At 65.5% G+C, this 14,178-nt stretch carries 9 protein-coding genes; 3 read left to right on the forward strand and 6 right to left on the reverse strand.

Features of this window, described 5'->3' with window-relative positions:
* Positions 1-10: 10 nt before the first annotated feature.
* Together AC07PE_RS02115 and AC07PE_RS02120 are read right to left on the reverse strand one after the other, a co-directional pair.
* Positions 11-2,290, reverse strand: a complete 2,280-nt coding sequence (locus AC07PE_RS02115) for a CHASE2 domain-containing protein (protein WP_498761138.1) — start codon at positions 2,288-2,290, stop codon at positions 11-13.
* A gap of 3 nt (positions 2,291-2,293) precedes the next feature.
* Positions 2,294-3,913 (reverse strand): GAF and HD-GYP domain-containing protein, encoded by a 1,620-nt coding sequence (locus AC07PE_RS02120; RefSeq protein ID WP_498761140.1) that lies wholly within the window; start codon positions 3,911-3,913, stop codon positions 2,294-2,296.
* A gap of 173 nt (positions 3,914-4,086) precedes the next feature.
* On the opposite strand from AC07PE_RS02120, the gene AC07PE_RS02125 reads away from it, so the two are divergent.
* The 3 genes from AC07PE_RS02125 (at position 4,087) to AC07PE_RS02135 (ending at position 7,576) form a co-directional block, all read left to right on the forward strand.
* Positions 4,087-4,989, forward strand: a complete 903-nt coding sequence (locus tag AC07PE_RS02125; RefSeq protein ID WP_498761142.1) for an MBL fold metallo-hydrolase — start codon at positions 4,087-4,089, stop codon at positions 4,987-4,989.
* Positions 4,990-5,558: 569 nt separating this feature from the next.
* Positions 5,559-7,313 (forward strand): GspE/PulE family protein, encoded by a 1,755-nt coding sequence (locus AC07PE_RS02130; RefSeq protein ID WP_498762938.1) that lies wholly within the window; start codon positions 5,559-5,561, stop codon positions 7,311-7,313.
* Positions 7,314-7,348: 35 nt separating this feature from the next.
* The gene (locus AC07PE_RS02135) at positions 7,349-7,576 is read left to right on the forward strand and encodes a hypothetical protein (RefSeq protein ID WP_498761144.1); all 228 of its coding nucleotides are present in this window, start codon (positions 7,349-7,351) and stop codon (positions 7,574-7,576) included.
* 66 nt (positions 7,577-7,642) lie between these two features.
* Here AC07PE_RS02135 and pulA read toward each other — a convergent pair whose 3' ends face one another.
* From pulA to AC07PE_RS02155, 4 genes are all read right to left on the reverse strand, one after another.
* Complete coding sequence (gene pulA, locus AC07PE_RS02140) at positions 7,643-10,729, reverse strand: pullulanase-type alpha-1,6-glucosidase (RefSeq protein WP_498761146.1); 3,087 nt, start codon at positions 10,727-10,729, stop codon at positions 7,643-7,645.
* Between the two features lie 206 nt (positions 10,730-10,935).
* The gene (locus AC07PE_RS02145) at positions 10,936-11,946 is read right to left on the reverse strand and encodes an inorganic phosphate transporter (RefSeq protein WP_498761148.1); all 1,011 of its coding nucleotides are present in this window, start codon (positions 11,944-11,946) and stop codon (positions 10,936-10,938) included.
* Positions 11,947-11,967: 21 nt separating this feature from the next.
* On the reverse strand, positions 11,968-12,594 hold the full coding sequence (locus AC07PE_RS02150; protein WP_047823888.1) for a DUF47 domain-containing protein: 627 nt from the start codon (positions 12,592-12,594) through the stop codon (positions 11,968-11,970).
* Positions 12,595-12,668: 74 nt separating this feature from the next.
* A complete protein-coding gene (locus AC07PE_RS02155; protein ID WP_047823886.1) occupies positions 12,669-14,054 on the reverse strand; it encodes a replicative DNA helicase in 1,386 nt (461 codons plus the stop codon).
* Positions 14,055-14,178 lie beyond the last annotated feature (124 nt).

Here is a 14,178-nt window from a genome sequence, read left to right on the forward strand (position 1 = left end):
GGTCGCGCGCTTACTTGGTCTCGAAGGTCGTGACGCCGTCCCAGCCCTCGCCCGGCGGCTGTACGCGCCAGACGGCAATCCGCTCCAGATAGAGCGTGTACAGACCACGCGCCGGATGCGCCGCGCGCAGGGCCTCGATGCGGCGCTCGGCCTCATTCCACCGCTGGGCGCGCACCAAGGCCAGGGCTTCGTCCCAGTCGCGCAGCTCGTCGATGATCGTGGACGCCAGCTCGACCGGTTTGCCGAGCGGCTCGAAGATCGCCACCGGCTCGTTCTTGCCCTTGACCCGCACCAGGTCCAGCTCGCGGTAGGCGAATTCCGGCGCCGCCAGCCGGGTGGCCGCGCCCACCGCGATGCCGACCCCGTAGACCTTGGTGATGCCCTCCAGGCGCGAACCCAGGTTCACGGCGTCGCCCATGACGGTGTAGGCGCGGCGGATGCTCGACCCCATGTCGCCGACGTGCATGTGGCCCGTGTTGATGCCGATGCCGATCTTCAGCTCGGGCCAGCCGCGCTTCAGGAAGTCGCGGTTCAGGCGCTCGGCGGAGGCCTGCATTAGCAGCGAGGTCGCGACCGCGCGGCTGGCGTGGTCGGGAAAGGCCACCGGCGCGCCCCAGAAGGCCATCACGGCGTCGCCGATGTACTTGTCGAGCGTGCCCTGGTGGCTGGAGCGGATGTCCTCGGACATCGCCGTCAGATAGAGGTTGATGTACTCGCGCAGCGCCTTCGGGCTCAGGCCCTCGGAGATGGTGGTGAAGCCGCGCACGTCGACGAACATCACCGACAGCTCGCGGCTCTCGCCGTCCATGTTGTAGGCTTCCGGGTTCTCGGCCATCTTCGCCACCAGCTCCGGCGCCACGTATTCGCCGAAGCGCGAGACCAGCGCCCTGCCCTTGCGGAATTCGAACAGGTAGCCCCAGGCGAGGTTGAGGACGAACAGCAGGGCGATCAGGCTCAGCGACATCCCCAGGCGCAGCATCCAGTCGAGGGCGTGGTAGACGTAGTAGTTCAATCCGCAGACCGCGGCCGCCACCGCCGCCGCCAGCAGCACGGCAGGCAGCGGCGCCAGGGCAGGCAGCGCCAGCGCCAGCACGAGGCCGGCCAGCACCAGGATCGCGGCGTCGGCGCCGTCCGCCATGTCGGGCCTGAACTTGATCGTGTCGTCGAGGATGGACTTGATCATGTTGGCGTGGACTTCGACCCCGGGATATTCCGGGTTCACCGGCGTCGGCCGCAAGTCGTTCAGGCCGGGCACGGTGGTCCCGACCAGCACGATGTTCCCCTCGAGGACAGGCTTGCTCACCGTGCCGGCGATCACGTCGCTGGCCGAAACGTAGGTGAAGGCGCCGCCGTCGCGCCCGCCCGGTCCGCGGAATTCGATGGCGTCGGTCAGCTTCTCGCCGACCCGGACCTGCAGCTGCCGGCGTTCCTTGCCGCTGCCGACCCACATGCCGATCGCTTCGGGCGCGGCGGTCGCGAGTTCGCGTGCCGACAGCTGGTCGGCGGGTTTGAGGAACACCGGCCTTGGCGGGCTGGCGCCGAGCGCCGCCGCCACTGTCGCCAGCGACAGGGTCGGGTAGTAGGCATCGCCGATCCTGACCAGCAGCGCGGCATTGCGCAGGATGCCGTCCGCATCCAGGATGGCGGTGAACACGCCGCCGCCGGCGGCGGCGTCCTGCAGGCGCGCCAGGTTGGCGATATAGCCGTCGTTGCCGATGGCCGGCACCACGCGTCCATTCAGGTCCTCGACACGGAAGGCCGGCGCCGGCAGCTTGCCCTTGCGCTCGGAATCCGTGAAGGTGTAGCCCAGCACCACCGGCTTGTCCCGCAGGGCCTTGACCAGCAGGCCGTCGTAGTCGAGCGCTTCCTTCAGGCCGCCGACCTTCTGCGCGAAGCCCGGCACGTCCTTCAACTCTTTGCGTGCCAGTTCATCGAGGACGCCATAGCCCGAGCTCTCGTCCGCTTCCGCGAACACGATGTCGTAGCCGACCGCGGCGACGCCGTAATGGTCGGTCAGCCCGGACGTCAGCTGCGCCATCACCTTGCGGTTCCAGGGAAAGTGGCCCAGTCTGGCGATGCTCTTTTCGTCGATGTCGACGATCACGATGCGCGGGTCGTGCACGGCCGGCGTCAGGCGCATGCGCAGGCCGGCGATGAAGGTATCGAGACGGTCGACGGCATCCAGGCGCAGGTCGCCCGAAACCTGCAGCAGGGCCGCCAGGGTCAGTGCCAGGCCGGCGGCCCAGCGCGCCCCGAATTTGCGAAACCCGTTGCGAAACTTTTCCCTCACAGCTTACGCCCGATAACCCGGAATCCTGCTCTCGTCGACGGCGTCGACCTGGTGCGCATCCATGTGCTGCTGCGCGAACTTCAGGTAGACCTTCTCGCGCACGAAGATGTCGAAGAGGTCCGGGTCGATGTGGCCGTTCTCGGCGAACTTGCCGAGGATGGCGAGCGACTCCGACAGCGTCTTGCCCTTCTTGTAGGGGCGGTCGGCGGCGGTGAGGGCCTCGAAGATGTCGGCGATCGCCATGATGCGCGCCTGCACCGACATCTGGTCGCGGGTCAGGCCTTTCGGATAGCCCTTGCCGTCCATGCGCTCGTGGTGGCCGCCCGCGTATTCCGGCACGTTCTTGAGGTGCTTGGGCCAGGGCAGCGATTCCAGCATCCGGATCGTGACCCAGATGTGGTTGTTGATGATCTTGCGCTCGTCGTCGGTCAGGGTGCCGAAGCGCACGGTCAGGTTGCGGACTTCTTCCTCGTCGAGCAGGTCGCGCTCCTGGCCATTCGGCCCGGTCCAGCGCTGGCGCGCGATGCGGTAGACGCGCTCCTGGTCGGCCGGGAGCATGCCCTCGCCGCCGACGTTGGCGCGGCGCAGGAACTCGCGGTCGTCAACCAGGCGCTTCTGCTCGGCCGCCAGCAGGTCGTCGATGGCGGCGACGTTGGCGTTCGGCTCCAGCTTGGCTTTCAGCGCGCGGATCTCGGCGTCGCGCAGCATCACCTCGATGCGGGTGTCGACCATGTGGATGCGGTCGAAGATGGTTTCCAGCTTGGTCGACTTGTCGACCACGTGGACCGGCGTCGTGATCTTGCCGCAGTCGTGCAGCAGGCCGGCCAGCCACAGTTCCTTGCGGTCGGCGTCGCTCATGCTGAAGTCGGCCAGCGGTCCCTTGTCCGTCTTGTGCACGGCCTCCGCCAGCATCATGGTCAGCTCGGGCACGAACTGGCAATGACGGCCGGTATAGGGCGACTTCTCGTCAATGCCGATGTTGATCAGGTTGACCAGCGCCTCCAGCAGGTTCTCCAGCTGCTGGATCAGCTGCTCGCTGGTGAGCGCCACCGCGGCCTGCGACGCCAGCGCCTCGATGAAGCGCTGGTCGGTGCTGGAAAAGCTGCGGATCGCGCCGGTCTCGGCATCCATCGCGTTGATCAGCTGGAGCACGCCCACCAGCTCGCCCTCGTGGTCGGTCATCGGCACCGTCAGGAAGGACTGCGAGTGGTAGCCGAAGGTCTGGTCGAACAGGCGCATGCCGGAGAAGTTGAAGACGTCGGCCTTGTAGACGTCCTCGATGTTGACCGACTGGTTGAAGTTGGCCGCATAAGCCGCCACCGAGGCCAGGTTCCGGCTGCCGTAGGCATCCAACAGCGGGATCGGCGGGAGGTCGATCTTGTTGCCGCTGATGCCGCCCTGGTGGATCTCCAGCGAATCGTTCAGCGAGATGTGGAAGCACAGGCTCTGGCCGTCGGCGCTGGGGCGGTACAGCGTGCCGCCGTCCGCATTGGTCATGCCTTTCGCCACCCGCAGGATGCGCTCGAGGAAGGCCTCGATGTCGTGGTTCTCGCCAAGGGCGACGCTGACTTCGGTGAGCAGGTGCAGCCGCTCGGCGATATTGGACGGGGTGAGCTCTTGCATGGGGGCGGAATTGATTGTTGCCGGTGTGTAATGACAAACAGTTTATCCTTGTTGCCGCGGCCTGTACACCTGGTGATGCGTAATTGCAAATTTGCAGAAATCCCCTCCTCATTGGGGCTATTATTCACAGCTGCACAGGCTGTAAAAAGAACACAGAATAACTAGGGAACGCTATGAAATTCCGATTCTGGGGCGTGCGGGGATCGATCCCCTCCCCCGGGCCGCGCACCGTCCGCTATGGCGGCAACACCACCTGTATCGAAGTTCGCAGCAAGGCCGGCGAGCTGATCGTCCTCGACGCCGGCACCGGCATCTACGCGCTGGCGCAGGACCTGATGGCGCGCCGTGCAGCGGGCGGCGGCGACATCCGCGCCAGCATTTTCATCACCCACAGCCACTGGGACCACATCCACGGCCTGCCCTTCTTCACGCCGCTGTTCGTGAAGGGCACGCGGGTCTGCCTGCACGGCGCCCACGATCCGGTCACCGGCAAGGGCATCGAACACGTGATGGCGGTGCAGCTGCAGAACAGCTACTTCCCGGTCAGCGAAGAACGGATGGACGCCACCATCGATTACCGCACCCTGGAGATTGGCGAGCCGCACCACGTTGGCGAAGTCCGCATCGACAACGTGGTGATGAACCATCCGGTCACCAACCTCGGCTACCGCATCGGCTGCGACGGCAAGTCGGTATTCTTCACCGGCGACCACGAAGCCTTTTACAACCCATGCGCGGCGGACGATCCGCAGCACGCGGCGATGGCGCAGGAGATCGCGCGCCGCCAGCAGGAGATCGATGCCGCCATGGCCGGCGTCGACGCGCTGATCGTCGACTGCTCGTACACGATCCAGGAATACCCGGCCAAGCAGGGCTGGGGCCACGGCACCTTCGACGGCGCGCTGGAGATGGCGCTGCGGGTCGGCGCAAAGGCGCTGTACTGCACCCACCACGAACCGACGCGCAGCGACGACGAGCTGGAAGCCGTGTTTGCCCAGGCCCTGGCACGCTTCGAAGGCCGCCTGAACGGCCTGCGCGTGGTGCTGGCCAGCGAAGGGCTGGAGGTCGAGCTGTGAGCAGCGAGGCCTTCTTCCGCAAGCTGCAGGAAGTCACCACCAAGATCCACGCCACCGCCAACCTGGACGAGATCATGCTCGACCTCGGGCTGGATTTCTGCGAGCTGTTCCACAGCGACCGCTTTACCTTGTACGCGGTTTCGCCGGAAAAGGACAGCATCGTCGCGCGCGTGAAGACCGGGCTGTCGTCCTTCCGCGACCTCAAGCTGCCGGTCGGCCCGAGCTCGGTGGCCGGCTTCGTTGCGCAAGCGCGCCAGACCGTCAACATCGCCGACGTCTACGACGACGCCGAACTGCGCCGGCTCTCGCCGGAGCTGCAGTTCCAGCGCGGCGTCGACCAGCGCACCGGCTACCGTACCCGCGAGATGCTGGTGGCGCCGCTGGTCTCGAAGCACGGCGAGCTGCTGGGCGTGGTCCAGTTCATCAACCACCAGGGCGGCGGTCCCTTCCCCGCCATCTGCGTGGAAGGCGTGAAGCAGCTGGGCGAGACCCTGTCGGTGGCCCTGTTCCAGCGGCTGCAGCCGCGCCGCCCGCGCGGCAAGTACGATGCGCTGGTGCAGGAGGCGGTGATGTCGGCCGCCGAGCTGGAACGGGCCACGCGCACCGCGCGCGACAAGGACCGCGACATCGAGGCGGTGCTGCAGGAAGACTACCGCCTGCGCCCATCGCTGATCGGCCAGGCCCTGTCCAGCTATTTCGGACTGCCCTACGAGCCCTTCCGCCAGGACCGCATCAAGCCGGTCGAGCTGCTGCGCAACCTGAAGCAGCAGTACATCGAGGAGAACGGCTGGCTGCCGCTGGAAGACGGCAAGGATGGCCTGGTGGTAATGGCGCTGGACCCGGAGCGCGTCGCCAGCAGCCGCATCGTGAGCCAGGTGTTCCAGCGCGCCCGCGTGTCCCTGCGCGTGACCACGCGCCACGACCTGCGGCTGTCGATCGAGGAGTGGTTCGGCAAGGGCAGCGCCAGCGCCGGCGAGGACAACGCCTCGGTCGGCGAGCTGCTGTCCAGCCTGGACGAGGGCGACGAGGAGCACGAGGACGGCGGCGCCGAAGTCTCGGAAGCGGTCGAGAACGAGCTGGTCAAGCTGGTCAACAAGATCATCGTCGAGGCTTACCGCCAGGGCGCCTCCGACATCCACATCGAACCGCAGCCGGGCAAGGGCAAGACCGGCGTGCGCTTCCGCAAGGACGGCACCCTGGTGCCCTATATCGAGATCCCCGCCAGCTACCGCAACGCGCTGGTGGCGCGCATCAAGATCATGTGCGATCTCGATATCTCGGAGCGCCGCAAGCCGCAGGACGGCAAGATCAAGTTCAAGAAATACGGCCCGCTCGACATCGAGCTGCGCGTCGCCACCGTGCCCTCCGCCGGCGGCGTCGAAGACATCGTGATGCGCATCCTGCAGGCCGGCGAACCGATCCCGATGGCGCAGCTGGGCATCCTGCCGCACAACCTGGAACGGCTGAAGAGCGCGATCGAAAAGCCCTACGGCCTGTTCTTCGTCTGCGGCCCGACCGGCTCCGGCAAGACCACCACCCTGCACTCCATCCTGTCGCACCTGAACACGCCGGAGACCAAGATCTGGACCGCCGAGGACCCAGTCGAGATCACGCAAAAGGGCCTGCGCCAGGTGCAGGTGAACCGCAAGGCCGGCATGGATTTCGCCACCGTGATGCGGGCCTTCCTGCGCGCCGATCCGGACATCATCATGGTCGGCGAGATGCGCGACCGCGAGACCGTCAGCACCGGCATCGAAGCCTCGCTGACCGGCCACCTTGTGTTCGCCACCCTGCACACCAACAGCGCGCCGGAATCCATCGTGCGCCTGCTGGACATGGGCATGGACCCGTTCAACTTTGCCGACGCGCTGATCGGCATCCTGGCCCAGCGCCTGGCCAAGCGCCTGTGCATCCACTGCCGCCAGGCCTATGCGCCGGACGAGGACGAAGTGAAGGCCCTGCTGGCGGAATTCTGCGAGGAGCTGCAGGCGACCGAAGCTTTCAGGCGCGATCCCGATGCCGGGCGCGAACAGGTTCTGGCCACCTGGCGCCAGCGCTACGCCGGTCCGGACGGCCGCTTCACGCTCTACCGCGCGGTCGGCTGCGCGGAGTGCACCAAGGGGTATCGCGGCCGGGTCGGCCTGCACGAGCTGATGCTCGGCAGCGACAAGACCAGGCGCCTGCTGACCGAGCACGCGCGCGTGGCCGCGCTGCTCGCCCAGGCGCTGGAAGACGGCATGCTGACGCTGAAGATGGACGGCATCGAGAAGGTGCTGGCCGGGATCACCGACATCAAGATGGTGCGCGCAGTATGTGTAAAATGATTAACTCAACCGTAGTTCAACCGAGGAGAGAAGCAATGAAACGTTTCACCCTGGCGGCGCTGGCCGGCGTCGCCCTGTTGTCCGGATGTGCCACCGAAGGCACGGCTAAGGGCTCGCAAGAGACCGATCATGGCTACACGCTCGGCACCTATATTCCACGCAAGGCCGCGCCGTCCGAGAACGTCAAGACGGTCGACCGGCAGGCGATGGAGAACGACCGCATCATGAATAGCGGCGTCAACAACGGGCCGGGCGGCAAATAAGCCGGCGCCACCGGAAACGAAGGGCCAGGCTTGAACCCCTGGCCCTTTTCATTGCCGCGGTCCGCCTCAGTCGCCGGCGTTCTGGACGAACACCGCCGTCGTGCGCGCCGGGATGCTGAAGGTCCCGCCGTTGCGCTCGAAGTCGGACGCCTTCACCACCTCGTCGCTGCCGTTGCGCTGGATGCGGTGCAGCTGCAGCTTGCGGCCCCTCAAGGCCGGCACGGCGATGGTCTTCGTGGTCTTGTCGACGTTGAACACCACCACCACGCCCTTGTACTGGGCGCCCGCATACTTCCCTGGATCGTTGCCGTCGATTTCCATCACGATCACGCCCGGCACCTGGTCGGGGCCGACGTTGTGGAACTTCAGGCGATCGATCACGTCCTGGGCCGTGCGCAGGCGGAACAGGCTGCTGTCCTTGCGGATCGCCAGCAGGTCTTCGAAGGCCGCCTTGGCGGACAGGATGGCGCGCGTGTCCGGCTTGATCAGCGGATTGCGCAGGATCGGCGCCATGATGCCCCAGTTGTCCTGGTTCGGTCCCGCCATCGGCAAGCCGACGCCGAAGTTGTTCGAGGCGTAGCTGTAGTCCAGGCGGTTGAACCAGTCGCCGGCGTTGTAGCTGTCGCGGTCGAGCGACTTCGAACGCAGGATCTCCTGGCCCGCGTGGATGAAGGGCACGCCCTGCGCCAGCAGCACGATGGACGCCCCCAGGTTCTGCACGCGCACACGGTCCGCCAGCGAGGTCGATTGCGGCAGGCGGAAGGCGTTGATGTCGAACAGGGTCTGGTTGTCGTGGGCCTCGATGTAGTTGATGGTCTCCGACGGCTGCGCGGCGAAGCCCGCCTGCTGGCCGAAGTAGTCGATCTGGGCGTTGGTGCGCAGGGAGCCGAAACGGTCGGTGAAGCGGTAGTCGCGCAGGGTGCCGGACAGGCTTACCCTCACCATGTCGGCCAGGCGCAGGGCGTCGTCGCGGCTCTGGTTGGCCTGGCCGTTCGGGTCGTACCACACGCCATTGATGAAGCCCTGCTGGCTGACGAGGGCGCCGCCATTGTCGCAGCAGCCGCCGCCGCGCACGGCGTCGCGCATGCGGTCGTTGAAGGAGCCGATGCCGGTGCCGGCCATGTTGGCCTGGCGCGCCTGCACGAAGCGGGCGTCGTTGGCGACGTTACCGAAGTTCCAGGCTTCGCCGTACAGGTAGATGTCGCGGCCGGCGGCCTGGTTCACGGATGCCTGCAGGCGCTTGAGCAGATCGAGCGGCGTGAAGCCCATGATGTCGAAGCGGAAGCTGTCGACCTTGTACTGCTTGGCCCACAGCGAGACCGAGTCGATCATCAACTTGCCCATCATCGCGTTTTCCTGGGCGGTGTCGGCGCAGCAGCTGTCGTTCAGGATGTTGCCGTTGGCGCCCAGGCGGTAGTAATAGGTGGGCACGATGCGGTCCAGCACCGACAAGGGTCCCTGCTGCGACTGGCTGGTGTGGTTGTAGACCACGTCCATGGTCACGCGCAGGCCGGTCTCGTGCAGGCCCTGCACCATCGCGCGGAACTCGCGCACGCGCGCGGCGCCATCGTTGGCATCGCTGGCATAGCTGCCTTCCGGCGCGTTGTAGTGGACCGGGTCATAGCCCCAGTTGAAGCAGTCGCTGTCCGCTACCTGCGCGACGGCGGCCTGCTGGTCGGTCCAGTCGGCGCCGGCGTTCGGGATCGTCGGCGACACGCAGCCGGCTTCGTTCACGCTGGCGAAATCGAAGCTGGGCAGCAGGTGCACGTGGGTCATGCCGGCCTTCTGCAGCGACTTCAAATGGCGCATCGGGTTGGCGTCGACGTCGGTGAAGGCCAGGTACTTGCCGCGGTGCGCGGCCGGCACCGTTTTGTCCAGCGCCGAGAAGTCACGGATGTGCAGCTCGTACAGCGCGATGTCGGTGGGGGCGTCCAGCTTCGGAATGCGCTGGTCGTCCCAGCCGGCCGGTTTCAGCGCCGGGCTGTCGAGATTCGCCACGAAGGAGCGCGTGCTGTTGGCGTTCAGGCTGAGCGAATACGGGTCGGTGACGGTATTGGTCACGAGCGCATTGTTCGCCCAGCGCGACAGCACCTGCACCGTGTAGGTGTAGTAGGCGCGGTTGGTCCAGGAGGCGTCCGGCGCCGTGTAGCGCCACACGCCGCTGGCCGCATCCTTCGTCATCGCCACGGTGCCGGTGGCCGCCGCAGTCGCATTCGGATAGACGTTCAGCGAGACCGATTTGGCGGTCGGCGCCCACACGCGGAAGGTCGGTGCGCCGCTGCGGTCGAAGCTCAGGCCCAGCTGGGCGTTGCTTGCTGCCGGGGCGAACACCTCGTCCAGCATGCCCGCCATCTGCAGCGAGGTCACCTGCACCAGATTGCCGCCGCCGTCGTACTGGGCGATCGCGAACTGGCCGCTGGCCAGCTGCGCGGCTTTCGCGGCGTCGACGCTGGACAGCTGCAAGCCGGTCGCGCCTTGCAAGTGCGGATACTTCTGGCGGAGGGCGTCCGTGAGCGGCGCCGGGTTCAGGGCGAAGCTGCCGCCGGCGCCGGCCAGGCCGCTGGCGGCATCGGGCGTGGCGCTCAAGCCGCCGTTCGCGGCGTAGAACAGTTTATAGCTGGCGCCGGAGGCCGGCACGCCCGGCCAGGCCAGCGTGGTGGCGGACAGCCAGTGTGCGCTGGCGTTGCCCAGGTTACCGTAGCTGAGCGCCGGCGCGCTGCTGTAGACCGTGCAATCGCCTTCCATCAGCCAGACTTCCTGGCCTTTGGTAGTGACATCCGCGTTCAGGTCGGCGTGCTGGTCATTGCCGCAGTTCTTGAAGCCGGTGCCGTCGGTGACCAGGAACCAGATCGCGCTCTTACCCGCAGCCAGCGGGATGTCGACGTAGCCGCCGAAGGCGTCCGTGTTCGCGAACATGAAGCGGTCGGTGATCCAGGCCGAGCTGGGGTGCTGCGGGCCGTCCCAGGAATACACGCCCCATTGCGCGGTGTCGTTCTGGATGCGGTGGAAGTGCATGCGGATGCTGCCGGGCGCCACCGGCGCGGCGGATGCGCTCGGTGCCGCTGCCAGCAGGCGGGTGCCGGAGCTGGTGGCCTGTTGCGTGCTGTCCCCTGCTCCACATCCGGAAAATGCGCCGGCAAGTACCGTGGACACACAAACGGCTGCAGCAAAGCGCAGCCGTGAAGTTAAACTACGTCTGGTTAGCATATCGTCCCCTCTGATTATTATCGGTGGCAAGAGCCACTGTGTAATATTACTACTTACGATAACAAAAAAGTAAGGGAACGTTGTTGCGTGGCGTGCACAAACAAAAAGGGCAGAGTTTTCACCCTGCCCTTCTCATGGGAAGCGATGTCCGCTTACAGGATGTGGGTACCGATCCACCAGGCGATCGCCGCCATGAAGGCCGAGGCCGGGATCGTGAAGACCCATGCCCAGACGATGTTGCCGGCCACGCCCCAGCGCACCGCCGACGCCTTCTGCGCCGAGCCGACGCCGACGATGGCGCCGGTGATGGTGTGGGTGGTCGAGACCGGCACGCCGATCGCGCTGGCCAGGAACAGGGTGATGGCGCCGCCCGATTCGGCGCAGAAGCCGCCCACCGGTTTCAGCTTGGTGATCTTCTGGCCCATGGTCTTGACGATGCGCCAGCCGCCGAACAGGGTGCCCAGCGAGATCGCCGTGTAGCAGGAGATGATCACCCACAGCGGCGGCGCGGCATCGCCGGCCTGCGAGACGCCGGCAAAGATCAGCATCATCCAGATGATGCCGATGGTCTTCTGGGCGTCGTTGCCGCCGTGGCCCAGGCTATAGGCCGCGGCCGAAACCAGCTGCAGGCGGCGGAACCAGGTGTCGACCTTGCGCGGTGGAGTCTTCACGAAGATCCAGGACACGGCCAGCATCACGAGCGAACCGAGCAGGAAGCCCAGCAGCGGCGACAGGATGATCCAGGTGACGGTCTTCAGCAGGCCGCCGCCGACCAGCGCGCCAGTGCCCGACTTGGCCACGGCCGCGCCCACCAGGCCGCCGATCAGGGCGTGCGAGGACGAGGACGGGATGCCGTAGTACCAGGTGATGACGTTCCAGACGATGGCGCCGATCAGCGCACCGAAGATCACGTACTGGTCGACGATGTGCGGGTCGACGGTGCCCTTGCCCACCGTGGAGGCGACGTGCACGCCGACGGTGAAGATGGCGACAAAGTTGAACAGCGCGGACATGGCCACCGCGGTCTGGGGTTTCAGCACCCCGGTCGACACCACCGTCGCGATCGCGTTGGCGGCATCGTGGAAGCCGTTCATGAAGTCGAAGACCAGCGCTAAAAGGACGAGCAGGCCCAGCACGTAAATGCTGATATGAAGATGATCCATATTGTTTTTATTGTTTTGGGCTTACGCGTTTTCGACGATGATGCCTTCGATGATGTTCGCGACATCCTCGCAGCGGTCGGTGACGGTTTCCAGGATCTCGTAGATGGCTTTCATCTTGATCAGGTTACGGACGTCCGGCTCGTCGCGGAACAGCTTGGACATGGCGGCGCGCATCACGTGGTCGGCGTCCGATTCCAGGCGGTCGATCTCTTCGCAGATCGCGACCATCTTCTGGGCGTTATCCATGTTGTGCAGCATGCCGACGGCCTGCTGGACCTTTTCGCAGCAGGCCAGGCACAGCTCGGCCAGGCGCTTGGCTTCCGGGGTCACGGCGTGCAGGTCGTACAGCGAGATGGTCTGGGCAGCGTCTTCCATCATGTCGAGGATGTCGTCCATGCGGGTGATCAGCTTGTGGATGTCGTCACGGTCGAGCGGGGTGATGAAGGTCTTGTGCAGCAGGTCGACGCATGCGTAGGTGATCTTGTCCGCCTGTTTTTCGATGCTCTCCACAGCGTGGGTGCGGTTTTCCAGGTCGTCGAAGTTGGTCATCAGGCCGACCATTTCCTGTGCACCCTTGACGCACAGCGCCGCGTGCTGGTTGAACAGATCGAAAAATTTGCCCTCGGTGGGCATCAGGCGTCCAAACATATGGTTCTCCGTTGTAAATCTCTTGGAACTTCTTTAAGGGCCGCGGCGCAGGTCGCACCGCGGTCGTTATCGGCTTAGTCGCCCTGGTAGATGGACAGACTGCCGCTGTAATTCCCGAACTTGGTATACATACCCATCCAGGTCAGTCGCACCGCCCCGATCGGGCCGTTACGCTGTTTACCGATAATGATCTCGGCGGTACCTTTGTCGGGCGAGTCCGGGTTATAGACTTCATCGCGATACAGGAAAATGATGACGTCCGCATCCTGCTCGATAGCGCCCGATTCGCGCAGGTCGGACATGACCGGGCGCTTGTTCGGGCGTTGTTCCAGCGATCGGTTCAGCTGGGACAGCGCGATCACCGGACAGCCCAGCTCCTTGGCCAGGCCCTTCAGGCTACGCGAAATCTCGGAAATCTCGGACGCACGGTTGTCGCCCGGTTTCGAACCCTGCATCAGCTGCAGGTAGTCGACAATGATGAGGCCCAGCTTGCCGCACTGGCGGGCCAGGCGGCGCGCGCGGGCGCGCATCTCGATCGGGTTCAGCGCGGGCGTCTCGTCGATGAAGATCTGGGCGTCGTTCATCTTCTGGATGGCGTGCGTCAGGCGCGGCCAGTCCTCGTCGATCAGCTTGCCGGTACGCAGGCGGTGCTGGTCGAGCTGGCCGATCGAGCCCAGCATACGCATGGCCAGCTGGGTGCCGCCCATCTCCATCGAGAAGATCGCGACCGGCAGGCCGGCCTCGACCGCGACGGCTTCGCCGATGTTGACCGAGAACGCGGTCTTGCCCATCGATGGACGGCCGGCAACGATGACCAGGTCGCCCGGCTGCAGGCCGGAGGTCATCTTGTCGAGGTCGATGAAGCCGGTCGGGACGCCGGTGATCTCGCCCTGGTTTTCACGGCTGTAGAGTTCGTCGATACGCTCGACCACCTGGGTCAGCAGCGGCTGCACCGGCAGCCAGCCCTGGGCGCCGCGGGCGCCCTGCTCGGCAATCGCGAAGATGCGCGATTCGGCTTCGTCGAGGATCTGCTTGACCTCGGCGCCCTGCGGATTGAAGGCCTTGGCCGAGACTTCGTCGGCCACGGTGATGAGCTGGCGCAGCACGCCGCGGTCGCGCACGATCTCGGCGTAGCGGCGGATGTTAGCGGCGGACGGCGTGTTCTGCGCCATCGCATTGAGGTACTGCAGCCCGCCCACTTCCTCGGCCTTGCCGAGCTGGACGAGCGACTCGTATACGGTGATCACGTCGGCAGGCTTGCCGGCATTGATCAGGCGGACCATCTGTTCGAAGATGATCCGGTGGTCGTAGCGGTAGAAGTCCTCCGCATGCATGAAGTCGGCAATACGGTCCCACGCCGCGTTATCGCGCAGCAGGCCGCCGATGACGGACTGTTCTGCTTCGATGGAATGCGGGGGAATGCGGAGCGACTCGATCTGCGGGTCTGCTGGGGTGTTCATGGCCGACATTATACCTTTTCCGCATCGACCGCTGAAATGATTGGTGATTTTCCAAGCATAAAAAAAGCCGGGCGAACCCGGCTTTTTTCATTCCAGCAACAAGAAGCGAGAGGAACCGTAGCGA

It is taken from the genome of Telluria sp. GW821-FHT07G12 (genome assembly GCF_059418525.1).

Bases quoted from the DNA above. Each gene is read 5' to 3' on its own strand.
- AC07PE_RS02130 (WP_498762938.1), top strand. From the start codon at position 5,559: ATGTCGGCCGCCGAGCTGGAACGGGCCACGCGCACCGCGCGCGACAAG.
- AC07PE_RS02150 (WP_047823888.1), bottom strand. From the start codon at position 12,594: ATGTTTGGACGCCTGATGCCCACCGAGGGCAAATTTTTCGATCTGTTC.
- AC07PE_RS02135 (WP_498761144.1), top strand. From the start codon at position 7,349: ATGAAACGTTTCACCCTGGCGGCGCTGGCCGGCGTCGCCCTGTTGTCC.
- AC07PE_RS02120 (WP_498761140.1), bottom strand. From the start codon at position 3,913: ATGCAAGAGCTCACCCCGTCCAATATCGCCGAGCGGCTGCACCTGCTC.
- AC07PE_RS02155 (WP_047823886.1), bottom strand. From the start codon at position 14,054: ATGAACACCCCAGCAGACCCGCAGATCGAGTCGCTCCGCATTCCCCCG.
- AC07PE_RS02125 (WP_498761142.1), top strand. From the start codon at position 4,087: ATGAAATTCCGATTCTGGGGCGTGCGGGGATCGATCCCCTCCCCCGGG.
- AC07PE_RS02145 (WP_498761148.1), bottom strand. From the start codon at position 11,946: ATGGATCATCTTCATATCAGCATTTACGTGCTGGGCCTGCTCGTCCTT.